Annotated in this window: 16 protein-coding genes and 3 pseudogenes; 9 read left to right on the forward strand and 10 right to left on the reverse strand. The window is 42.4% G+C overall.

The features are described from left to right. Positions 1-16: 16 nt before the first annotated feature. The 3 genes from OHT75_RS17380 to bioB all read right to left on the reverse strand — a co-directional run bounded on the left by OHT75_RS17380 (position 17) and on the right by bioB (position 3,067). A complete protein-coding gene (locus OHT75_RS17380) occupies positions 17-781 on the reverse strand; it encodes a methyltransferase domain-containing protein (protein WP_264728895.1) in 765 nt (254 codons plus the stop codon). Beyond that, the gene (locus tag OHT75_RS17385; protein ID WP_264728898.1) at positions 782-1,921 is read right to left on the reverse strand and encodes an aminotransferase class I/II-fold pyridoxal phosphate-dependent enzyme; all 1,140 of its coding nucleotides are present in this window, start codon (positions 1,919-1,921) and stop codon (positions 782-784) included. A 93-nt stretch (positions 1,922-2,014) separates the two neighbouring features. Continuing rightward, on the reverse strand, positions 2,015-3,067 hold the full coding sequence (gene bioB, locus OHT75_RS17390; protein ID WP_264728900.1) for a biotin synthase BioB: 1,053 nt from the start codon (positions 3,065-3,067) through the stop codon (positions 2,015-2,017). Between the two features lie 155 nt (positions 3,068-3,222). Here bioB and bioA point away from each other — a divergent pair, with 155 nt between their 5' ends. The 3 genes from bioA to OHT75_RS17405 all read left to right on the forward strand — a co-directional run bounded on the left by bioA (position 3,223) and on the right by OHT75_RS17405 (position 5,890). After that, positions 3,223-4,584, forward strand: a complete 1,362-nt coding sequence (gene bioA / locus OHT75_RS17395; RefSeq protein ID WP_264729085.1) for an adenosylmethionine--8-amino-7-oxononanoate transaminase — start codon at positions 3,223-3,225, stop codon at positions 4,582-4,584. 86 nt (positions 4,585-4,670) lie between these two features. Then, positions 4,671-4,919, forward strand: coding sequence for a hypothetical protein (locus OHT75_RS17400; RefSeq protein ID WP_264728901.1), 249 nt, complete (start codon positions 4,671-4,673; stop codon positions 4,917-4,919). Positions 4,920-5,125: 206 nt separating this feature from the next. Beyond that, positions 5,126-5,890: a substrate-binding periplasmic protein gene (locus OHT75_RS17405; RefSeq protein WP_264728903.1), complete on the forward strand. Its 765-nt coding sequence runs from the start codon at positions 5,126-5,128 to the stop codon at positions 5,888-5,890. Between the two features lie 192 nt (positions 5,891-6,082). Here the strand turns inward: OHT75_RS17405 and OHT75_RS17410 are convergent, their stop codons facing one another. Next, positions 6,083-6,733 (reverse strand): class I SAM-dependent methyltransferase, encoded by a 651-nt coding sequence (locus OHT75_RS17410; RefSeq protein WP_264728905.1) that lies wholly within the window; start codon positions 6,731-6,733, stop codon positions 6,083-6,085. Positions 6,734-6,991: 258 nt separating this feature from the next. Here OHT75_RS17410 and OHT75_RS17415 point away from each other — a divergent pair, with 258 nt between their 5' ends. Further along, positions 6,992-7,960 (forward strand): dihydrodipicolinate synthase family protein, encoded by a 969-nt coding sequence (locus OHT75_RS17415; RefSeq protein WP_264729087.1) that lies wholly within the window; start codon positions 6,992-6,994, stop codon positions 7,958-7,960. Positions 7,961-8,242: 282 nt separating this feature from the next. Here OHT75_RS17415 and OHT75_RS17420 read toward each other — a convergent pair whose 3' ends face one another. After that, entirely contained in the window at positions 8,243-9,511 is a 1,269-nt protein-coding gene (locus tag OHT75_RS17420; RefSeq protein ID WP_264728907.1) for a sensor domain-containing diguanylate cyclase, read from the reverse strand. 460 nt (positions 9,512-9,971) lie between these two features. Between OHT75_RS17420 and OHT75_RS17425 the strand changes: the two are divergent. Beyond that, a pseudogene (locus OHT75_RS17425) lies at positions 9,972-10,079 on the forward strand (GNAT family N-acetyltransferase); the annotation flags it as partial. On the opposite strand, the gene OHT75_RS17430 reads toward OHT75_RS17425, so the two are convergent. Beyond that, a complete protein-coding gene (locus OHT75_RS17430) occupies positions 10,063-10,377 on the reverse strand; it encodes a superinfection immunity protein (protein WP_264728909.1) in 315 nt (104 codons plus the stop codon). The pseudogene OHT75_RS17425 and the gene OHT75_RS17430 overlap by 17 nt on opposite strands. Positions 10,378-10,757: 380 nt before the next feature. Continuing rightward, positions 10,758-11,336, reverse strand: a pseudogene (locus tag OHT75_RS17435) (transposase); the annotation flags it as partial. 238 nt (positions 11,337-11,574) lie between these two features. Here OHT75_RS17435 and OHT75_RS17440 point away from each other — a divergent pair. After that, entirely contained in the window at positions 11,575-12,786 is a 1,212-nt protein-coding gene (locus OHT75_RS17440) for a GGDEF domain-containing protein (RefSeq protein WP_264728911.1), read from the forward strand. Between the two features lie 62 nt (positions 12,787-12,848). Here the strand turns inward: OHT75_RS17440 and OHT75_RS17445 are convergent, their stop codons facing one another. The 3 genes from OHT75_RS17445 to OHT75_RS17455 form a co-directional block, all read right to left on the reverse strand. Further along, a complete protein-coding gene (locus tag OHT75_RS17445) occupies positions 12,849-13,220 on the reverse strand; it encodes a hypothetical protein (RefSeq protein WP_264728913.1) in 372 nt (123 codons plus the stop codon). A gap of 143 nt (positions 13,221-13,363) precedes the next feature. Further along, positions 13,364-13,951, reverse strand: coding sequence for a hypothetical protein (locus tag OHT75_RS17450; protein ID WP_264728915.1), 588 nt, complete (start codon positions 13,949-13,951; stop codon positions 13,364-13,366). Between the two features lie 118 nt (positions 13,952-14,069). Next, positions 14,070-14,711, reverse strand: a complete 642-nt coding sequence (locus OHT75_RS17455; RefSeq protein ID WP_264728917.1) for a hypothetical protein — start codon at positions 14,709-14,711, stop codon at positions 14,070-14,072. 232 nt (positions 14,712-14,943) lie between these two features. On the opposite strand from OHT75_RS17455, the pseudogene OHT75_RS17460 reads away from it, so the two are divergent. From OHT75_RS17460 to OHT75_RS17470, 3 genes and pseudogenes are all read left to right on the forward strand, one after another. Next, a pseudogene (locus tag OHT75_RS17460) lies at positions 14,944-15,219 on the forward strand (tyrosine-type recombinase/integrase); the annotation flags it as partial. Positions 15,220-15,411: 192 nt separating this feature from the next. After that, on the forward strand, positions 15,412-16,284 hold the full coding sequence (locus tag OHT75_RS17465; protein ID WP_264728919.1) for a COG3415 family protein: 873 nt from the start codon (positions 15,412-15,414) through the stop codon (positions 16,282-16,284). After that, positions 16,281-24,209, forward strand: coding sequence for a type I polyketide synthase (locus OHT75_RS17470; protein WP_264728921.1), 7,929 nt, complete (start codon positions 16,281-16,283; stop codon positions 24,207-24,209). The genes OHT75_RS17465 and OHT75_RS17470 overlap by 4 nt, the downstream gene beginning before the upstream one ends. Position 24,210 lies beyond the last annotated feature (1 nt).

The raw sequence follows: 24,210 nt of genomic DNA on the forward strand, positions 1-24,210 counted from the left end.
CCCATTAATATCGAAACTAACGCTTCTGTGCATAGATATACGCAATGTGGTAAGTCAAAGGAATCCCCTTTGGGGTGGCAAGCCCTTGTGCTAATAACACCCGCTCTTGCCATGCGGATTTTGATAACATCGCTCGTGATTGGCTACCTGCCTGCCCCGCTGATGCGCCAACACCTTTAATTGAATATAATAAACTGCGTAAATCATCAAAATAAACAGTGACTTTTTCTACTTTGGCTTGCAACACCTGCCAACGGTTATTGCTTAATGGTGTTGCTGCATCTTTAACACCAAATGCACTTAGCAAATGCGGCATACTGGCAAATTGATTCGTTCTAAAACCCAACGTTTGTAGCTCAGGTAAACTGCCATCGGCCACAATGGCGAGATTACAAAAACCGTTCGCAACCAACACGCGCTCTATTTCATTAACGGCTTTAGGGAAATCTTCACACCATTGCAGCGCAAGGTTTGAGTACACACTGTCAACACTATTGGCGCTTAACGACAAAGCTTGAGCATCACAGTTAAGGGTTAAGTATTGCGGATAATTCAAGCTAACCTGCTCAAGCATACCTGCGGCAATATCAATTGCGGTAACGGTTGATACCTCTTCAAAATCGCTAAAACGGGTACCAGGGCCACAACCAATATCGGCTAGGTGGCCTGTTAATGTGGCATGATTCAACAATGTTTTGGCGGTGATCCGCTGTAACACATCATGTTGTTTATAAAGACTGGCCGCATGGGAAAAGGTATCGGCAACCGACTTATCTAACATCTATGGATTCTCGTTTGGCTGGTCGATTAATAGCAAAGCAAGCTGAGCGACAAGTTGGTGAATTTGCGCAGAGGTATGCTTAGCATTAAGCGTGATACGCAGTCTTGCACTGCCAACAGGCACTGTGGGAGAACGTATCGCCCCAACCTTAAAGCCTTTTTGAGCCAGTGAGTCAGCCACTGTCATGGTCAATGTATTATCACCAATAATGATTGGCTGAATCGCGGTCTGAGAGGCCGTCAATTTAACTCCCGCTTGCGATGCTAACGCTCTGAACAAGCTGATATTATCATTAAGCTGAGTTTGTAATTGAGGTGATTTCTCGATTAACTCGATGGCGGCATACGCCAAGTAGGCATTCGCCGGAGACAACGCGGTCGAATAGATATAATGACGCGTATTGGCCACTAAAAAATCAATCACATCCTGACTAGCCAAAATAGCCGCGCCTTGGCAACCTAAGGCTTTACCAAAGGTAACTATTTGAATATCGACTTGTTTGGCGGTAATAGCCGCTGAACCACGAGGGTCCACCACGCCAAAGCCATGGGCATCATCCACTATCAGCCAGCTGTTATGTTGCTGACAAAGCGCGCTCAATGCATTGATGGGGGCAATATCACCATCCATGCTGAACACACTTTCGGTGATCAGTACATTGTTTGGGTGTTTGGCTAAAAGGCGCGCGGCACTGTCTATATCATTATGAAGATAACGGACTAATTTGGCACCACTATCAACAAGGCCATCAATAATAGAGGCATGAACTAGCTTGTCGGCGATGACCACATCCGTTCTATCAAATAAGGTTTTCATCAGTGCGCTGTTGGCACTGAAACCTGAACAAAACAACATACAGGCTTGATGGTCTGTGATGTCACATAATTTTTGTTCAAGCATCTGATGTGCAGCACCATAACCACTGACCAAAGGCGAGGCTTTACTGCCAACCCCATAGGTTAATGCACCTTGATAGAGTGCTTGGGCTAACTCAGTTGATGAGGCTAAACCAAGATAATCATTGTGGCTAAAATCCACATTAGCAGGATCAGTACCTACCATTTTACGCTGACGCAGCAAACCGCTAGCCTGCTGCTGGGTTAATTGTTGAGTGATTTTCTCAGTAAGAGGATGCGCCATGACTCTGCCAATTTATGATGGGGTTAACTGAATGCGATGGCAACTTAATGTCATCGCAAATAACAGCTATACCTATTCAATCTGGAAAAATGTTTATAAAGCCGCAGCATCATAAAACTGTTTAGTCGCTTTATCTTTTTGGGCGCTGGCTTTAGCCACTATCTGGCTATCTTGATCAATATTGGCAACAGGGCCTTGCTCAGGATGTAAACCTAAACGCTTAAATAGACTCATATCGTCGTTTTCTTCAGGATTAGGCGTGGTTAACAATTTACAGCCGTAGAAAATCGAGTTTGCACCAGCAAAGAAACACATCGACTGCAGTTCATCACTCATGTTTTCACGCCCCGCCGATAAACGTACCCGAGATTTCGGCATAATGATGCGCGCAACCGCAATAGTACGAACAAACTCTAATGGGTCTAAATCGTCAATTTTTTCAAATGGCGTACCTGCTACTTTAACTAACATATTGATCGGTACTGAATCTGGGTGCTGAGCTAAATTGGCTAATTGTTGTAACAAACCGGCGCGATCAGATGCTTGCTCGCCCATGCCCACGATGCCACCTGAACAGACTTTCATCCCAGATGCTCGCACGTTAGTTAAGGTATCAATACGGTTTTGATAGGTTCGGGTGGTAATGACATCGCCATAATACTCAGGTGAGGTGTCTAAATTGTGATTGTAATAATCTAAACCTGCCTCGGCCAATTGATCAGATTGCGTTTTAGACAACATGCCTAAGGTCATGCAGGTTTCCATGCCTAATGCTTTTACGTCTTTAACCATTTGGGTTAAGTAAGGCATGTCACGCTCACGCGGATTACGCCATGCCGCGCCCATACAAAAACGCGACGCGCCTGCAGCTTTAGCGCTTTTAGCCTCGGTGATGACTTTTTCTATTTCCAATAAACGTTCTTTTTCAAGGCCGGTGTCATAACGCGCACTTTGAGGACAATATTTACAATCTTCAGGGCAAGCACCGGTCTTAATCGACAATAAACGGCTGATCTGCACTTCGTTAGGATCAAAGCTTTCACGATGTATACTATGGGCTTTAAACAGTAAGTCATTCATTGGCAAAGCAAATAATGCTTCAATTTCTGCTTTTTGCCAATCATGGCGAACTTCAGCTAACGACATGGATCATTCCTTTATTTTGATTTTATGTTGGCTAGGATACCTGTAGCCCGTAAACTGTCAACGCAGCATACACCACAAACTTTACTAATGGTCACTTTATGAGCAATTCGAGTTTTTCACAACCTGTAGTTTCTCCGCAGGACATGCCTTCAGTAATGGATCCTGCAATTGATTATGCTTTTGATCGTGAGCACATCTGGCATCCTTACACATCAATGACTCAGCCCATTGCTGCCCAGGGCGTGGTATCTGGACAAGGTTGCCAGTTAACCCTCGATGATGGCAGACACCTTATTGATGGCACCAGTTCATGGTGGGCATGTGTACACGGTTACAGTCACCCTGAAATTATTGGCGCCATGCAGCAGCAATTGCAGCAACTCAGCCACGTTATGTTTGGCGGTATCACCCATAAACCGGCAATCGATCTCAGTAAAGCGCTGATTAATATGACCTGCCCAGCACTGACCAAAGTGTTTTTAGCCGACTCAGGTTCAATTGCTGTTGAAGTGGCTTTAAAAATGGCTTTGCAATACTGGCAAGGCCAAAATAAACCCGCCAAACAAAAAATAATGACAGTAAAACGCGGTTATCATGGCGATACCTTTGCGGCCATGAGTGTGTGCGATCCTGATGGTGGCATGCACACAATGTTTGGGGATAATGTCACCAAGCAAGTGTTTATTCCTGCCCCGCAAACGCCATTTGGTTATAGTGCGTTACACAACATCGCACAAGAGACTAATTACACTTTAGATAAAGCTGACATCGAGTCGTTAACCCATGCTTTTGCCACTCATCATCAGCAGGTGGCGGCGATCATTATCGAACCCATCATGCAAGGTGCTGGCGGTATGCGCTTTTATTCGCCAGCCTATTTATCCAAACTACGCCAATTGTGTGATGACTATGACGTTTTACTTATTTTAGATGAAATCGCCACAGGCTTTGGCCGAACTGGAAAGTTATTTGCCTATGAACATGCCAATATTCAGCCCGATTTACTTTGCCTAGGTAAAGCCCTAACGGGTGGGTACATCAGCCTTGCTGCGACGATGTGCACTGATGAAGTTGCACAAGGGATTAGTAACTCGCCAGCGGGCGTATTTATGCACGGCCCCACGTTTATGGCCAATCCCCTCGCCTGTGCGGCTGCCACCGCCAGTTTACAATTAATTAATCAACAGCAATGGCCTGCACAAATCGCTAGGATTGAAGCTCAAATGATAGCTGAGCTAGCCGAGGCTATGGCATTTGAGCAGGTAAAAGATGTGCGCGTACTAGGTGGTGTTGGCGTGATTGAAATGCACCACACTATTAATACCGCTAAATTACAACAGGCTTTTATCGCCCAAGGCGTATGGATAAGACCCTTCAGTAATTTAATCTATATTATGCCGCCCTACATTATTAGCGCTGATCAACTTAGCCAACTCACCACAGCCATGAAAGTGGTTGCAGCTAGCATTACCGCACCTCAAAGTCATGAAGATGCAGAGTTCATTAGTCATGGGTAAGCATCGAATTGTCGATATTGCCCCATCGGCTTTATTAGCATCTACAGGCACGCGGCTAACAACATTAGTATCTAAGGTTGAGTGATATGTTTGTTCTACAAAGTGCTTTAATGCTTGTTCTACCTTTGGCTTCTTTGCTGGCTTTAATGGTTTTAATATGGAGTTTAGTCAAAAAACGCCACCCTCTTTTCTTCAAAGCCGGTGTGTTTTTTATTGTGAGTCTGATTGTACAAATTGTATTTCGCCAAACAGAATTTTGGCAAGTTGACCGCTGTCTTGATAAAGGTGGCAGTTATCAGTACTCATCAGCTAAATGTGAACACACACCTGCATGAACATCATATCGAGCATGGTAAAATTTAGCATGAGGTCACTCAACTTAAATGCGCTAAAATTTGATGTACTAAAATTAGATGTACTAAAATTAGATGTACTAAAATTAGTTGGTTATAAACCTAAGCCATGCTTGCTGACTTGTGTTTTTACATTCAGTTCAGCGATATATAAAATACCCTTATTAGATAACTATCCGAAAAAGCAAATGAAAACAATTACAATAGCCACTGTATTTTTACTTGCTTTTCCATCATTGCTTTGGGCAAAAATCCCCTCAAAAATCACTTTAGCCACAACAAATTGGCCGCCATATACTTCTGGAATTTCGCCTGATAAACCCGGTATTGTTTATGAATATATGACCGAAATTCTGGCCCAACATGGTATAAGCTTGCGCATAGAAGTTTACCCTTGGTCGCGGGCGATCAAAATGGCAAGTGATGATAATAATATTCACGGTTTACTGACCGCGGTGCATGAAGAAGCCCCAAATTTACTGTTTACCACGACTCCAATTATGAACTACAAGGTGAACTTCTATACCGCGATGGATAATAACTGGCTGTATCAAGATCCACGTTCACTTGATTCTATGCCTTCCCCTTTGTGTATTATTTTAGGCTACGGTTATGGCTCGCCAATTGATGAGTTTATTCATAATGAAGCCAATAAACCTAGGCTTCATACTCTAACGGGCGGAAATGCGCAGCAAAGACTGGTCAAAATGCTTGAATATAAACGTGTGGCAGTGATTATTGAAGATGAGCTAGTTATTCAAAGTGATACAAATAACACCGCGAATATTCGCTTTGCAGGTACCTTGAGCAACTCGCCTTTTTATGCTGCGTTCAACCCAAATCTAAGCTGGAGTCACGAAATTGTCGCATTGCTTAATCAAGAATTGGCCAAACCTGAAAATCTTCAGCGATTACAACATTTAGTCAGCGAATATACTGCAGAACAACCATAGCATTACCACCAAGATCCATACTTAACCTAACTCAATAAAGCGATCATTGGGCGCTATTAGCCAACACGCTTTGCTGAAAATTTTGATAGCCAGTGCTTGCAACAACTTCAGCCCCACACTTAACTAACCTCAGATCGAGATAATAAACACGCCTATTTGACGTTAATTTGCTTTAAACAAAGAAGTACAATGCTAACGCACAAATTTGAGGATATGCCCTTTAAAGGGATTGATAAGATATTCAGTGTGAATAGGTTTCAAATGCACTGAGCTAAAACCAAACTCAATCATTTTATTACTCAGTTTATTTTTATTGCCTCTACCCGGGTCAACCAAAATCATTTCACAGTGTGGTTTAGCATGAGCATTTATAAAGTTAGCGAGTAATTCAACATGTTCGTCTTCGTAAAGCAGATCACTGCCAATAATCAAATCAAATAAACCTAAACTGTCGTCATGGTTTGCCCAATCAGCTTGTTGGTATGCAATGGGTTTATCTTGATTCAACAGCGTATTTCGAAGTAAAAACTTACCCACTTCAGGATGATAATCTGTAGCTGTGATATCTGCGTGCTTTTTATTTAGCATTAAACTGGTTAATGCCATACCACAGCCAATTTCAAGAATCCTTTTTTTGCCCGTGTCATACTCAGAAATATAATGCGCTAACACTAAACTGGAAGGCCAGATGACGCCAAATAAAGGCCAAGTTGCAGATGAAATACCCAGCTTTTCTGCAATGCCTTGGGGATCATCAAATTCTTGATTATCACGAAGTGTACAAAGGTGAATATCGGTTTTACCAAACTCAACGGTTTGGTAGCGTAAACGTAAATTTGTCATTTGGCTGCCTAATGATTGGCGCTCAGCCAGGTATCTATGATAAATGACAAAACGAAGGGAGCTCAACGGTATACTAAATGGGCTTAAAGGCAATGTATTTAAGCTTAATTCTAGTTTTTTAAGCTAATCTCGGGTTATTAAGCGGATCGCTGATATTACATAGGTATGAATAAGCCCTCTGCTTTGCTAAAGATAATTTAACTTATGTTATTTATTTGGTATATTGTATACAATATTGCTTTAACAAGAGGAAATATGATGGAACTAACTAGTACAGATTGGCGATATACCGTTATGCCGGCCGTGTTTACATGGCTTAAAGAGTCAGAGTCTGGCGCCCTTGAAATTGATTATGAAGCTACACAAAAATACGCTGCAGGTATTTTAAAAGTTCAAGGAAAAGGTGGTACCAGAATGGGTGGGCTTGTTGGCTCAGGCACCCTAGGTGAAAATAGCTACCTAAGCTCTGAACAGCGTCTTTCTTTACTACAAGCCCTTTCTGTTGTTGCCAAAGAATACAATGTACCGCTGATCAGTGGTGCCGCGGCGGAAACAAAAGAAGAGCTAGCCAAAATCGTTAAGGAACTTGCAACAGTCGGAGTGGATACCGTAATGGTGATGCCACCAAAAACTAAGCAAGCGCCTTCGGAAGAAGAAATGTATGCCTACTATGAGCTTTCTGCAAAGGCAGCTAAAGAGGCAGGCGTAACTATTATGCCTTATAACAACCCTGATGCTGCTGGATATCATGCACTTTCAACAGATATTCTTAAAAGACTTGCTGTTTTACCTGAAGTCACTGCACTGAAAATATCAACAATTGATGTATCTATTATTGAAACGCTGATGTTGCAGAACAAAGATTTAAAAATCTTAGCCGGTGTAGACACTGTTACAATACATGCAGGACTTGCAGGAGCATGCGGTGGAATTACAGGTGTTGGTTGTATATTCCCCAAAGCGAGTGTGACGATGCAGGAGTATGTTAATAAGGGAGAATGGGCTGAGGCAAACAAAATTTCTCAGGCAATGAATTCCATTTCATATCTCGACGCTCAGCCGTTGTTATTGGAATACCTTAAGTTTGCTTTTGGAATTCACCATAATGATGCAGCAGGCGGGCTTCGTACCTTTGGTCACAAATTAACTCAACAGCAAATTGATGATGTTCGTGCAAGATACACTCTTGCAAAACAAAGACTTGAACTTCTAGATTTGATCGACTGATCATTGCATTTCAAACAAAAAAGCTCCTTTTTATGGAGCTTTTTTGTAACTGCATCTAAAGCAATGACTTTATTGCTTCATCACCATGTTACACGCTATTTAAGCGGCGTCGCCTACTCTTGATTTCACAAAGTATGACACCATAGGGTGTGCATTAATAAATGCCCTTAAATTTTTGTGCCACTGTATAAGCACATCTTTATCTGACTAACCTTTTGCTTTTTAAAAAGGGGAAATAAAGTCTAAATCACAGCTGCATATTAAGTCTGTTAAGGTGAGTGGCTAGACCTCATAAACCTGTATGCGATTACGTCCACCATGTTTAGCTTGATAGAGCGCAATATCTGCGTGTTTTATGTGGGATTCCAAACGAATATCGCTGATGGGTATTTGAGTTAAACCTAGACTAACGGTAATGGATAAGTTGAGTTGCTTATTGATGCTAAAGCTCGTTTCTTCAATAGCGGTTCGAAACTGTTCAAACTTACCTACGTTGTAATTTATATCTGTCTTTTGCATCAATACGATAAACTCTTCTCCACCATAACGACAGATAAGATCGCTATCTCTAAAGAATTTTTTTAGCCGATTTGCTAATTGAGTCAGTACTATATCTCCCACGTCATGACCGTGAGTGTCATTGATGTGTTTAAAATGATCGATGTCGATAAGTGCGAGTGTATGCAGGGCAAAATTGCCATCTGCAAAAGTATTCGTTACTGCTTGCTCAAAGCCACGTCGATTGAGTAATCCCGTGAGCGGATCTTGTGACGCAAGATGAGTAAGCTTTTCGACTTTTGTAACTTCATTGGTGACATCACGTTCAACCGCGGCAAAATAGATGATTTGTCCTAAGCTATTTTTCAGCGGGAATATATTCATATCAAGCCAATAGGGCACGCCAGTTTTACTGTAGTTAACTATGATTTCTCTAACATCGTGATCGTTCCTAAGGGCGTCTCTAATTCTTGAGCGAGTGTCTTTGTCTGTATCTGTGCCTTGTAAAAAATGCGGTGTCTTGCCAATGGCCTCATCAGGCTCGTAGCCGGTAAGTTTTGTAAAGGCATGATTGACGTATACAATTTGCGGGTCATCGGCATCGGCTTTCGTAATAACGATGATATCGTTGGCATTCGCGACGATTGATTCGAATGGCACTGCAACTTTTGTACTGGTGATATCAATAAAACTGACAATGATGAATTTGATTGTGCCATCTTGGTTAAATTTTGGGGATGCATTGCAAAGTACCCAAGTAATGTCGCTAGAAGAACTATCACAAACCCCAACTTCGACATTAGAAATCGATTGTTTAGTGCGGATAACGATACTGACGGGATAGTCTTCAAAAGCCAGTCGATTACCTTTAGTAGAGACAAAATGCCATTGGGGATCATAAGCATCTTTATTAAGCACTTGGTTTTCTGTCAGCCTCAAAATATTCAAAGCGCGGGGGTTGGCATAAATAATTTCAGTTGTAGCACTGTGAACCACCACACCTTCAAATAGTGACTCGACTAACTCAAAAGGGGATATTGAAGTAAGTTCCATTTATTTGCCTATTATTTATACCCTTAAGTGATTATAGGCAATAAATAAATTATTACTAGGCTTATATACCCAAGCAATTCTCGCTAACCCCTGAAAAATAAACTAAATACCTTAATAAAATCAGACTCTCATCATGTTGGCAGATAACGATGACTCACATATCATCAGCCTTTACACACTAACAGCCTTACTGAATCTGGATTTAGCAGCTTGTTAGTCGCTGGCAGATTAACTTTAGGCGCTAGCCATCTTTACTAAAAACAACATAAAACCGCTAAAAAATAGTAAGCCAAGGATGACCATTATGGTTAATGTTTTAGATTCGGTCATTTATTTCAAGAGAGCAAATTTACTCAAAAGCCCTGTCCCAATGAGTGCTGCTTCAACTAGGTTTTCTTTAGTTTGTATATTCATTTGAGCATCCTTTCTGCGATTAACCATAACCAGTTAAGATAGGTAGTATTTGAAAGTAATAGCGAGTCAGCAAGCAAAGAAAGACAACACCAGAACATTTGTTTTAGAAGATGATAACGACTCACATATCTGTGATTTTACAACTGCATCAATTCTTTCTTTTTAGAACTAAATTCAACTTCAGAGATCACACCTTTTTCTTTGAGTGAATGAAGTTTTGCAATTTCATCAGCTATGCCGTCGATGGAAGACGTCTTCTTTTCTGGAGTGATAAAACACCAGATTAAAGCGATTAACCAACCAGTCCCCCACAATAAGCCACCAAAGATATTAATAAGGATTATTGGAATTTTATATGGGTGATTTCTCTTCAGTGCAACAATTGCTGGAAGCAGGGCTATTGGAATTACAACTAGAACAATAATCAATTGCCAAATGCTAATGCCTAACATAGTAAAACCTCAAAATATTAATGAAAACAGCTAAATAATACCATGATGCAGTAAATATAATGTGCATATTAAGTTGATATAACCACCACAACGCCGCAATAAGCGGCTTAAAATAGTTCGCTAAAATTAGCGAGGCACGAGCAAAAGCCAACTGTTTTTTAAAAATCATGCCACCCATTTTTGAACAAGTAACATAACTCGTCTTCATAGCTTTAGCTAGAGGTATACTTGTTGTACTCAACTCACCTATTTATATCGATATGCCTAAAATATTAACGTTTAATGAGTCGTTTATTCATCATTTTCAAAATTCGGCACAGCAGAAAAACTTGATAAGCATCAAGTATCAGGTGAATTGGAATTTGGTTGGGGATTGTAACTTAAACGCTCAGCCAGCGCTGGCAATTTGCTGCACCTTGTCGTCGTTTGCGGTCTACATGTTCACAATACTCAGTGAGTGCGGGTAATGTGCCCACCGCCCCTTTGAATAATGCACCAAACTCTGTGGTGATTTTAAGCCAGTTTTCAGCTGGAATATTCAACCTGCTAAGAATGTGCTGACTACTGGCGCTAATAGCACCACGCTTATCTTGTCGAATAATCCGACCGGTATCTTCAACTAAGACGATGTAGTCTTTGACACTAAACATAAGCCCGTTAGGCATATTGAGCCGTTCATTACCCACAAACGGTAATAGCCCTGTTGGTTGCTCACCTTTCACCGCTGAATTTATTCGGCGTTGAATACTGGTGTAATCAGAAGTTTCAGGCGTGGCTGCCATTTGGGCGCGAATTGGATTTAAATCCACATACGCCATACAGGCTAACAATGCGGCTTCATCTAATAATGCCTGCGATTTAAAACGCCCTTCCCAGAACCGGCCTGTGCACTTGTCTTCTTTGTTGGCCATTCTGGCGATGGGCTCACTAAGTGAACGCATAAACCAACTAATGTTATTTTTGTTTTCATCAGCGTTTACGGTATTCAGTAAGGCATTCATTAGCTATGATGGGGCATGTTATTCCTTTTATTTTATTCCTTAAAGAATTCAATAATATCAATAAATTGATATTTAACTAGCGCTTACTTATACTTTTGGGAATATTGTTTAAAGTCATGCTTGACTTAAGTTTCAATAAATACCTAAAAATACCAAATAATAACGTGTGGTAGGTAATAGCGGAGTTTTAAAAAGAATGGATTCTTTAACCCTTACAATAAGTGTTACCTTAACTAGCTTTTTTATGTGCATGACCTCATCGATGCTTTATCTCAGAAGTCGATCTGAAACGTACCTCATCGATTGGTCATTTGCCAGCTTAGCATTTTTGCTATCAAGTTTAATTGCCTTAATTGGGCTTTATAGCGAGAGTACTAATTTTCTCTTTCCTACAATTGCGAATGTTTTAAATATTATCGCACATGCAACGTTACTCTCCGGAACCACAAAACTGACAAATAATAAATCCATTCCTTTTTTGGTCATTGGCTTAGGTATTCTAGTATTTGTGCTGCATTATTTAGATTTTACTCGTTCATCAACTACAGCGAGAATCTTATTGTTTTACCCCATAATCATTTCACTTTGTCTGGGTAACATTTATTTTGCCTTAAAACATATGCAATCATCTCGTCAATCCGATCTGACACTATTGGTAGTCATTCACTCAGCTTTTGCAATATTTCTGATCGTTAGAGGAATTTACATCGCATTTTTCAACGAAACGTTACAGTTATTTGGTAATGACATTATTCAAACTTCTGGCTCACTTTTATTACTAGCGTTCATGTTTTCAATGACACTTAATTTCATATTCATTCCAACATGGCGCAAAGAGCTTGAGCTAAATAAGCATTCACGAAACGACTATCTGACGGGATGGTTGAATAGAAGAGCCCTTGCTGAAATAGCCTACAATCTATTTATTAAATCCCAACGCGAATCAAAAATTTTTGGAGCAATTATTATCGATATAGATCATTTTAAAACGATAAATGACACATATGGTCATGCGGTTGGGGATGAAGCAATAAAACATATTTGCAACCAAATACGAAACTGTAATCGCAGTTATGACTTTCACTTTAGATTAGGAGGCGAAGAGTTTTTAGTGTTAGTCGATGACACTAAAGAAAAATATGTCCGTCAGTTTGCCCACAGAATAAGAGAGAAAATTGAACAAACACCATTAATGCTTGGAAATCAGAAAATAAATATCACAGTAAGCCTAGGTGCTACGACATTCCATTCCACCGATAATAGTTGGGAGCAACTATTAGACCGTGCAGACAAAGCCTTGTATCAAGCGAAAAATGAAGGACGCAATCAGGTTGTTGTTGCAAGCAAATCCTTCCCTACCTCCACAAAACATCAATTAAATATGAAAAAACATCTAGCTTCCAGCTAGTCTTTACAATTGGTTAGTAATTGTTAGCAAAAATGTGGAGCGAAGCGGAACCGATCCAACTGTTACGAATCCGACTTTAAGGCCTTGTTAGCACTCAATTGCTTGTACCAATTTATAGCTAAATTACCCAACACAATTAGAAAACCAATACTTAAATAACCTATAAACAGTCCAAAAGTGGCTGGAGTTATTTTTAAATCAAATCCAGATGCGATAAGTAACAATATGTTTGCAAGAATACTAGAAACAAAAATTGTTATACTTAATGAATTTGCATTTTTAAGACGCTCAGCTGAAGCTTGGAGTGACACCAAGGAAACAACAAACCAATGATAATTTGTATAAACTTCTTCCTTTGCAAGAAGAATATAAATCATTGTCACAATGAAACCGAGCATAGGTAACAAGGCTACTGAATTTAAAAATTTACTCATAACTCCCTCTTGAGTTCTAACGCCCGCATAAAGGGCGACAAAATGTAGCGGCAATTTGGTTTAAAATTTGACAAAACACAACACTAACTTGCCGCGTAGTTTTGGTGACCCAGCGAGCAACGCGAGCGCTTTTAATGCGTTTGTTATGTCCCGCTCATCCAATGCTCAAACTGCATATTTATATTTTTCATTTTTGACATAGCATTAAGCCTTCGCTTCATCTCTTTTAAACTTGGCAGGAAGCAACCTTCTCTTTCTGCATCAGATTTTTGGGTTTCGTCAAAATCAATCAAATATAGAATTTCATATGTACCAGCTTTGTTAAGCTTCGACTCTAACTGAGTACCCCATACCTGCTTTTTATTCACCTTTAGTAAATAGCGATCTTCGGCGGCACAAGAGAGCCAAGCGGCCCCCTCATCTTTAGGATCAATATCTTTTGCTTTTCTCGCATATTGAAACGCGGCCAAATAGTCTTCAGGAGTTTTTCCATGCTGCATTATTAACGCAGCGCTATAATAATCTTTAGAAGTAAAGGCTCTATTATCAGATAGTATTTCTTTCACTCTATTGCGCCGAATTTGATCATCTTTAGCGACCGCTAGCCAGTCAATTTTTTCATAATCTCCACTTCTAGCAAGTTGATCTTCTTCCGCCATTTTTTCCAGTTCAGAAGCAAAGGTTGCTGATGTAATAAATAGTGATAAAACAACTAATAACTTAAAATTCATGCATTACTCCCTGTGGCACCAACGCCTCATTAAGAGGCTAAAAACAGTTGGTTAAAATAAGCGACGAAGGAGCAAAAACCAACTGTTTTTTGTCCTTTTAAATGACTTGTTAAATGGATTATTCACCAATAGCCACTGTATATGCTATGTCACTTAAGTTGCCTATTTCAATTAGCATTTTTTCATCTTCTGTTTCATTTTTTACAGCTAATCTTAACTCTTTTTGGTGTTTGTATTTATTATTTTTTTGAAATGGAGTCAATCGTCCAGTGTGTTTTTCAATATCAAGATATTCAACCGACTGTCTTTTATAAGTATATGAATTTTCTTCTAAGAGCTTATCTAAACGAGCAAAAAACTTTTCTAAGTTGAATATAACAGTTGCAGACCCACCAAATTTTTTAAGCAACTCTTTATCAATAACATCTATTTCATTTGTGAATTCATCAGCAGGTATAATCAAGTAATAAATACAATAAACGGATAAAGACGCATATTCATGGCTGAACTCTCTGAGAATGCCATTAGCAATATTACCGACAGTTTCTATTTCACCGTTATCCAGAATTCTACTTAAAACACCATCGGAAAATACCTGAACTTTGTGTGCCCCTTCATTAAGATCACCAACCTCTTCATTTAGGTCAGCATTACGGTAAAAGCTTAAAGGCTGCAAACACATTTGCCCTTTATTTAAAAAGTTTTCCGTGTGTATTGGTTTAGAATATTTAATTAGAAAATGCCGGTACATAAAATCCATTTAACAGCTTATTGAACGGCGCATCATTCAATGTCGGCCGTTTAAGTTATTGATTAATAGCATCCTACATTTGCTATCTTATTGATGTAAAGCACTTTTCATTTCAACAATCGCAAAACAAAGCGTGCAAAATGTTTTTCAATATTATTTTACTGCTTGCTTTAAAAAAACTAACAAAATAAATATCTTATAAAAATAATGGATTCAATAACACCTACTACATTGCGTCTCGCATCCCGTAGATGGTTATCTTTGCAGGCATCACATTGATCCCACCACGTTTAGAAAAGCATTACAAAAAGCAGTTGGTTAAACATCAATTACCAAACGGGTGACAGACCATACTTTCAGGCATTCTTTTGCAACCAACTTACTTAGACGCGGCCATGATATCAGAACCGTACAAGAGCTACTGGGTCATAATGATGTAAAAACAACACAAATCTATACCCATGTCGCGGGCTTACATCAAACCGGTATTGTCAGCCCGATGGACTACATTAGGTAAATAACACCTAAATCGCACACTAACATTTACATTGTTTAATCTTCTAGGTCACAGTTTTTAGTTTCGGGTGATTGTATCGAAGTGAAACCTCAGGTAGTCTGCATGCTCTTATTATATTTAAGTGGATTTAACGCTTGGTCAGCGCTTGAGTGACCCGGCAGTCCCAGTAGATTATTCGGATATGCTGTCTCGATGACCCAAAAGACTAATAAGCTAACAGACATAGCAAAAACAGATGAGATAGCAGGTAAAAAAACGGTTAACCATCGTAATGCGACCACCACGCCTGAGATGCGTCAGTTTATTCAACAATCTGATTTAAGCGTGAGCCAGTTATCTAAAATTCTCAATATTAGTGAAGCCACCGTTCGTAAGTGGCGCAAACGCGACTCTATTGATAACACCCCCAATACCCCTCACAAACTCAATACCACCTTATCCCCGATGGAAGAATACGTGATGTTGGGTTTGCGTTATCAATTAAAAATGCCCTTAGATAGACTGTTAAAAGTCACTCAAGAATTTATTAATCCTAATGTGTCACGCTCAGGCTTAGCCCGATGTTTAAAGCGCTTTGGGGTATCTAAACTTGATGAATTTGATAGCCCATATGTGCCTGAAAAATTCTTCAATCAGCTCCCTGTCACTCAGGGGGCAAACATTCAAACCTACACCGTAAACCCACAAACCTTAGCCGACACATTAGCGTTACCCAGCCCAGATCCTGACAATGTAGTGCAAGTGGTTTCGCTCAGTATTCCGCCGAAACTGACCGAACACCAAGCTTATTCAGTGCTTTTGGGTGTCGACTTTAAATCTGACTGGGTTTACTTAGATATTTATAAAGATAGCCATGCCCAAGCGAGCAATCGCTACATGGCATATGTGTTAAAACACGGTCCATTTCATTTACGAAAGTTGCTTGTACGCAACTATCACAGTTTTCTTGCTCGATTTCCTGGAGCAAGTTTATCAGTTGCTAAGCCTAAAAACGTTCAACCTAACGCAGCTGGATCCCTACATCAGATGACTAATCCACCGTCATCAAACGGAGACTCACAATGAGCCAATCCAAGAAAAATACCGATAAACGTCTTAATAAGCGTTTAAAAGATATGCCTGTTGCCATTGTTGGCATGGCCAGCATTTTTGCTAACTCTCGTTATTTAAATAAATTTTGGGATTTAATCAGCGAAAAAATCGATGCCATTACCGAAGTGCCTGACACTCATTGGCGCATTGAAGATTATTACGACGCAGATAAATCTGCGCCGGACAAAAGCTACTGCAAACGCGGTGGTTTTTTACCTGAGGTCGACTTCAACCCAATGGAGTTTGGCCTACCGCCTAATATTCTTGAATTAACCGATTCATCGCAATTGCTGTCGCTGATTGTCGCCAAAGAAGTATTAGCCGATGCAGGCGTGGGTGCCGATTATGACACCGACCGAATTGGCATTACCTTGGGGGTTGGTGGTGGTCAAAAACTGAATCACAGTTTAAGTGGCCGTTTACAATACCCAGTACTTAAAAAAGTATTCAAAAGCAGCGGACTGAGTGATGCTGACACTGAAATGCTGATCAAAAAATTCCAAGACCAATATATTCACTGGGAAGAAAACTCGTTCCCTGGTTCATTAGGTAACGTAATTGCTGGTCGTATCGCCAACCGTTTTGATTTAGGTGGCATGAACTGTGTGGTCGACGCCGCATGTGCTGGGTCTTTAGCCGCATTACGTATGGCGCTGACCGAATTAACCGAGTGTCGTAGCGACATGATGATCACCGGTGGTGTGTGTACTGATAACTCGCCATCTATGTACATGAGCTTCTCTAAAACACCGGCATTTACCACCAACGAAACCATCCAACCTTTTGATATTGATTCAAAAGGCATGATGATTGGTGAAGGTATTGGCATGGTGGCGCTTAAACGTCTTGAAGATGCAGAGCGCGATGGTGACCGTATTTATGCGGTCATTAAAGGGGTTGGTGCCTCATCTGATGGTAAATTTAAAAGTATTTATGCGCCACGCCCTGAAGGCCAAGCAAAAGCATTAAAGCGCGCCTACGATGATGCTGGATTTGAACCCCACACCATTGGCTTAATCGAAGCCCACGGTACAGGTACGGCCGCGGGTGATGTCGCCGAGTTTAACGGCTTGAAGTCCGTGTTTGCTGAAGGCAATGATACCAAGCAGCACATTGCATTAGGCTCGGTTAAATCTCAGGTGGGTCACACCAAATCCACAGCGGGTACAGCAGGTGTCATTAAAGCCGCATTGGCACTGCACCATAAAGTGTTACCGCCAACCATTAACGTGAGTAAACCTAATCCTAAACTGGGGATAAATGACTCACCTTTTTACCTTAATACTGAAACCCGCCCTTGGTTACCCCGTGCTGATGATACACCTCGTCGCGCAGGTATTAGCTCATTCGGTTTTGGTGGAACTAACTTCCACGTGGTACTTGAAGAATACACTCAAGATCATCAACGTGATGCCAAATACCGTCAGCGCGCTGTGGCACAAAGTTTATTAATTAGCGCCAGTAACAAAGCCGCGCTTACCACTGAATTGACTCAGTTACTCAATGAAGTTCAAGCCTTAAACGTTAGCTCGCCAAACATGGTTGAAATTGAATTGGCTAAGTTAGCCAAACGTTTTGCCATTAGCGCGATTGATAGCAAAGCTGCACGTATTGGTATGGTGGTGAGTTCATTAACAGAATTGGTTACCCAACTGACTCAAGCCATTGCCCAACTAGCTAGCAATAGCAGCGATGCATGGCAATTACCGTCTGGTACCAGTTTCCGTAATCAAGCACTGGTATCAAGTGATGCCAAGGTGAAAGTAGCGGCATTATTTGCAGGCCAAGGCTCACAATACGTTAATATGGGTATCGATCTTGCGTGTCATTACCCTGAAATGCGTCAGCAGTTAATGCAAGCCGATAAAGTGTTTGCCAAGCACAAGCAAACACCATTGTCGCAAATTCTGTACCCTATCCCCGCCTTTGAAGCTGATGATATCGCAGCGCAGCAAGCAGATTTGACCAATACCGCCAATGCGCAAAGCGCGATTGGTGCGGTGAGTATGGGACAATATCAATTACTGAGTCAGGCAGGCTTTAAAGCCGATATGGTGGCTGGTCACAGTTTTGGTGAACTGTCAGCGTTATGCGCAGCGGGAGTGATTAACACTGAAGACTATTACCAGCTAGCCTTTGCCCGCGGCCAATCAATGGCGGCAACGCCTAAAGATCAAGATGCCGGCGCTATGTATGCGGTGATCCTGCCAGCCAGCACTGATACCACCCACATTGATAAACTTGAGCTGTGTATTAAAGACTTTGACGGCGTCAAGGTAGCAAACTACAACTCACCGACTCAATTAGTCATTGCCGGCCCAACCAATACCACAGCAGATACCGCCAAGGCGATTCAAGCCTTGGGCTTCAAAGCCATCGCATTACCTGTGTCGGGCGCTTTCCACACACCACTTGTGGCCCATGCCCAAGTGCCATTTGCAAAAGCCATTAGCAAAGTGAAATTTGCTAAGCCTAAAGTTAGCCTATATGCCAATGGCACTGGTCAGTTGCATCCAAAAGATCCTAAAGCCATTCAAACCGCCTTTAGTGACCATATGTTGCAGTCAGTGCGTTTTAGCGACCAGCTTAAAGCTATGTACGATGCAGGTGCACGTGTGTTTGTGGAGTTTGGGCCGAAAAATATTCTTCAAAAACTGGTTGAAGGCACCTTAGGCAATCAAGGCGATGCTGTCAGTGTGGTTAGCCTTAATCCAAACCCGAAAGGAAACAGCGATACGCAACTGCGTCAAGCGGCAACGCAACTTGCGGTGTTAGGTGTGGCATTAACCGAGGTTGACCCATATCAAGCGCCGATTGCTGAATTAGCCAAATCATCGCCCATGAATGTCAAGCTCACCGCCACCAACTTCATTAGCCCAGCGACCAAAGCGAAAATGCAGAAGTCGTTAGAAACCGGTCAAGTTGCGCCTAAGCAAATTGAAGTGAAGGTTGAAGTGCCTGTCGAAAAAATTGTTGAGAAGATAGTGGAAAAAGAAGTGATTAAAACTGAATATATTGAAGTGCCACAAGCAGGTGCTGTGCCATCATCAGCAAACACTGCGCCTGTTAACCGCCCTGCTACGATTACGCAATCAAGCCCCGCGGTGGTAAACACTGACAGCATTAGCGCATTTTTTGCCGCACAAGAGCAAACCGCGCAATTGCATCAACAATTTTTAGCCATTCCTCAGCAATATGGCGACACGTTTGCCACGCTTATGGCGGCGCAAACCCAAATGGCGGCATCGGGTTTAGCGATTCCTGAAAGCTTGCAACAATCTATGGCGCAATTCCACCAGCATCAGGCTCAGACGTTACAAAGTCATACCTTGTTCCTTGAGCAACAAGCACAATCTAACCAAAATGCTTTAGCGATATTAACAGGACAAGCGCCGGTTGCGGTTGCTCAAAATGCTTACACTGCGCCCGTTGTGACTCAAGCACCTTTGCAGCAGCCAGTTCAACCTATTGCTGCTCAAGCTGCTGTAACTCAACCTACGGTACAACATCGTGTTGCTCCAGCGCCTCAGCAAGCTGTCGCTATGTCAGCACCAGCACCTCAAGTTGCACCAATTAAAGTAGAGGCACCTGTTGCAACAGCGCCTGTAGCCTTAGCTCCGGTGACTATAACGCCAGTGGCAGTGAGTGCTGGCCTAAGCGCAGATAAAGTACTCAACACCATGTTAGACGTGGTCGCTGAAAAAACCGGTTACCCGACTGAAATGCTTGAATTAAGCATGGATATGGAAGCAGACCTTGGCATTGACTCTATCAAGCGCGTGGAGATTTTAGGCACGGTGCAAGATGAGTTACCCGACTTACCTGAATTAAGCCCAGAAGATTTAGCCGAGTGCCGTACTTTGGGTGAAATCGTTGATTACATGAACAGCAAGTTGCCAGCCGCAGACGTAAGCCCTGTTGCTACTTCGGTCGCTTCTGCGCCTGTTGCTACTGCGACTACATCGGCAAACAGCGGTTTGAGTGCGCAGTCAGCCTTGAGCGCACATCAGGTACAAAGCACCATGATGGCAGTTGTGGCGGATAAAACTGGTTACCCGACTGAAATGCTTGAACTAAGCATGGATATGGAAGCAGACTTGGGTATTGACTCAATCAAGCGCGTGGAAATTTTAGGCACGGTGCAAGATGAGTTACCTGGCTTACCTGAATTAAGCCCTGAAGATTTAGCCGAGTGTCGTACGCTGGGTGAAATCGTTGATTACATGAACAGCAAGTTGCCCGCAGCAGGCGCAAGCCCTGTTGCAACTTCGGTCGCTTCTGCGCCAGTATCTGTAAATAGCGGTTTGAGCGCGCATCAGGTACAAAGCACCATGATGGCCGTTGTGGCGGATAAAACCGGTTACCCCACTGAAATGCTTGAACTAAGCATGGATATGGAAGCAGACCTTGGCATTGACTCAATCAAGCGTGTGGAAATTTTAGGTACGGTGCAAGATGAGTTACCCGGCTTACCTGAATTAAACCCAGAAGATTTAGCCGAGTGTCGTACGCTGGGCGAAATCGTGGATTACATGAACAGCAAGTTGCCAGCCGCAGGCGCAAGCCCAGTTGCAACTTCGGTAGCTTCTGCGCCTGTTGCTTCTGCTACAACATCGGCAAACAACAGCTTTAGCGCTGAGTCAGCCTTGAGCGCGCATCATGTACAAAGCACCATGATGACAGTTGTGGCGGATAAAACCGGTTACCCAACTGAAATGCTTGAATTAAGCATGGATATGGAAGCAGACCTAGGCATTGACTCAATCAAGCGTGTGGAAATTTTAGGCACGGTGCAAGATGAGTTACCCGATTTACCTGAATTAAACCCTGAAGATTTAGCCGAGTGTCGTACGCTGGGTGAAATCGTTGATTACATGAACAGCAAGTTGCCCGTTGCAGGCGCAAGCCCAGTTGCAACTTCGGTAGCTTCTGCGCCTGTTGCTTCTGCGACTACATCGGCAAACAGCGGTTTGAGTGCACATCAGGTACAAAGCACCATGATGGCAGTTGTGGCGGATAAAACCGGTTACCCAACTGAAATGCTTGAATTAAGCATGGATATGGAAGCTGACCTGGGTATTGACTCTATCAAGCGCGTGGAAATTTTAGGCACGGTGCAAGATGAGTTACCCGGTTTACCTGAATTAAACCCTGAAGATTTAGCCGAGTGTCGTACTTTGGGTGAAATCGTTAGCTACATGAACAGCAAGTTGCCAGCTGGCAGCGCGTCAATAGCGAGCCAGCCTGCTGCGCAAACTGTTGCAGCCCAAGCCACAGTAGAGCTTACTACCGACTTACCTCCTCATCAGGAAGTCGCACTAAAAAAGCTACCCGCGGCGGATAAATTAGTTGGCTGTTTTTCTAAAGATGCTTGCATCGTCATCAATGATGATGGTCATAATGCTGGCGTATTAGCAGAAAAATTAGTGGCAACTGGCTTAACCGTCGCAGTCATTCAAAGCCCAAAAACCATCACCAGTGCACAGTCACCATTAAGCAGCGCCATTGCTAGCTTCGTGTTAACTGAGGTCAGTGATGATGCTATTGCAAAAGTAATTAACCAAATTGCCGCCAAACACAAAATAGCCGCTTTTGTTCACTTACAGCCGCAACTTAACGCTAAAGGGACATTGCCATTAAGTGAAGCTGGCTTTAGTGCAGTTGAGCAAGCCTTCTTGATGGCGAAGCATTTGCAAAAAGGCTTTGAGACGTTATCTCAATCTGAGCGCGTAAGCTTTATGACGGTTAGCCGTATTGACGGTGGATTTGGTTACTTAGATAACCAAGCGCTAATGACTGCTGAACTTAATCAGGCTGCACTTTCTGGCTTAAGCAAAACATTAAGCCACGAGTGGCCAAAGGTGTTTTGCCGTGCATTAGACATTGCTCCTCAGTTTGAGGCGGCGGAATTCGCCCAAGCTATTGTGGCTGAACTATTTGATGTTGATACTTCAACAAACGAAATTGGGATTAGTCAGCAAGGTCGTCACACGCTAACGGCAACCGAGACAGCCCAAACGCGTTATCAAGCCAGCCGTTTAAACCGTGAAGATACCGTACTGGTAACCGGTGGCGCAAAAGGGGTCACCTTTGAATGTGCGCTTACGTTAGCTAAGCAAACCCAGTCTCACTTTATTCTTGCTGGTCGTAGCGAGCATTTAGCCACCAACCTCCCCGCGTGGGCGCAAGGTAAAAAAGCCAATGAGTTAAAAGCCGCTGCCATTGCGTTCATTCAATCGCAAGGAAACAAGCCAACACCTAAGCAAATTGATGCACTGGTGTGGCCAATTACCAGTAGCCTAGAGATTGACCGCTCGCTGGCAGCCTTTAAAGACGTTGGCGCAAGCGCGCAATATATCAGCATGGACGTCAGTTCAGATGCCGCGATAAAGCAAACCTTAGCCGCGCTTGAACAGTCATCGGGCAAAGCGATTACTGGCATTATTCACGGTGCTGGCGTGTTAGCAGATAAGCATATTCAGGATAAAACCTTAACTGAATTAGGCCGAGTGTATGGCACTAAAGTGTCTGGCTTTGCTGGAATAATCAATGCCATTGATGCGAGTAAACTTAAATTAGTGGTGATGTTCTCATCTGCGGCAGGCTTTTATGGCAATACTGGTCAAAGTGACTATTCAATGTCAAACGAGATCCTCAACAAAACAGCACTGCAGTTAGCGGCAACCTACCCGCAAGCTAAAGTAATGAGTTTTAACTGGGGGCCGTGGGACGGTGGCATGGTCAGTTCAGCATTAAAGAAAATGTTTGTTGAACGCGGAGTGTACGTTATTCCGTTAGATAAAGGGGCAAATCTATTTGCTCACAGCCTGCTGTCGGAATCGGGCGTGCAACTGCTGATTGGCTCAGACATGCAAGGCTCAGACAATAGCACTGCTGCTAAATCAGGTGGTGCTGTAAAAAAGCTTAATGCGGACTCTTCGCCTATTGCCGAGGGTTCGCTGACACTATCTTTTACCGGTGTAAATAACACTTATAGCGTTGAACGTGTACTTAATCCGCTTGCAATGCCTTTTATTGAAGACCATTGCATAGCGGGTAATCCCGTACTGCCAACAGTGTGTGCCATTCAGTGGATGCGTGAAACCGCGCAATTACTGTGTGGCCAAGCTGTGTGTGTTCAAGAGTATAAGTTACTCAAAGGCATCATATTCGACACAGCTAAGCCGCAGGTTTTAACCTTAACCCTGACACAAACTGATTCAGGTTTACAGGCGTTAATCGCCAGCAGAATGCAAAGCGATGATATAGGCAGTGCTTTAAGACACCAATATCAAGCTAGGCTGATAAGCCATCGCCAGTTTGATAATGGCGCCAATACTTTGCCAAGTATTGTCAGTACCGCCAAGCAATATGCCAGTGAAGGCCGTGTTATCAGCACTGATACTGAGTTGTATACCAACGGCAGCTTATTTCATGGCCCTCGCCTGCAAGGTATTAAGCAAGTGTTGATTGCGAACGATCAGCAGCTAGTGTGTCAAGTTGAATTACCGCAAATTAACGCTAATGATTGTTTAGGCTTTGCGCCTCAGTTAACCCTGGGCGGCAGTCAGGCCTTTGCAGAAGATTTGTTGCTGCAAGCCATGTTGGTGTGGGCGCGCATTAAGCATGATGCCGCCAGTTTGCCATCAACCATTGGTGAAATGACCACCTATGCCCCTTTTGCATCAGGCGATCAAGGTTACATCGTATTAACTGTGCTAAAAAGCAGTAGTCGTTCACTGACTGCAGATGTGGCGCTTTACCACAATGATGGCAGGTTAAGTTGCACTATGTCGGCAGCTAAAACGACCATCAGTAAAAGCTTGAATGATGCGTTTATGGCGCCTCGTAACCCACGTCTTGCGCAAAGTAGCAACCTAGTTGAGGGCTCAATTTGAT

The sequence above is a fragment of the Shewanella subflava genome (genome assembly GCF_025971955.1).
Taxonomy (GTDB): Bacteria; Pseudomonadota; Gammaproteobacteria; order Enterobacterales; family Shewanellaceae; genus Shewanella; species Shewanella subflava.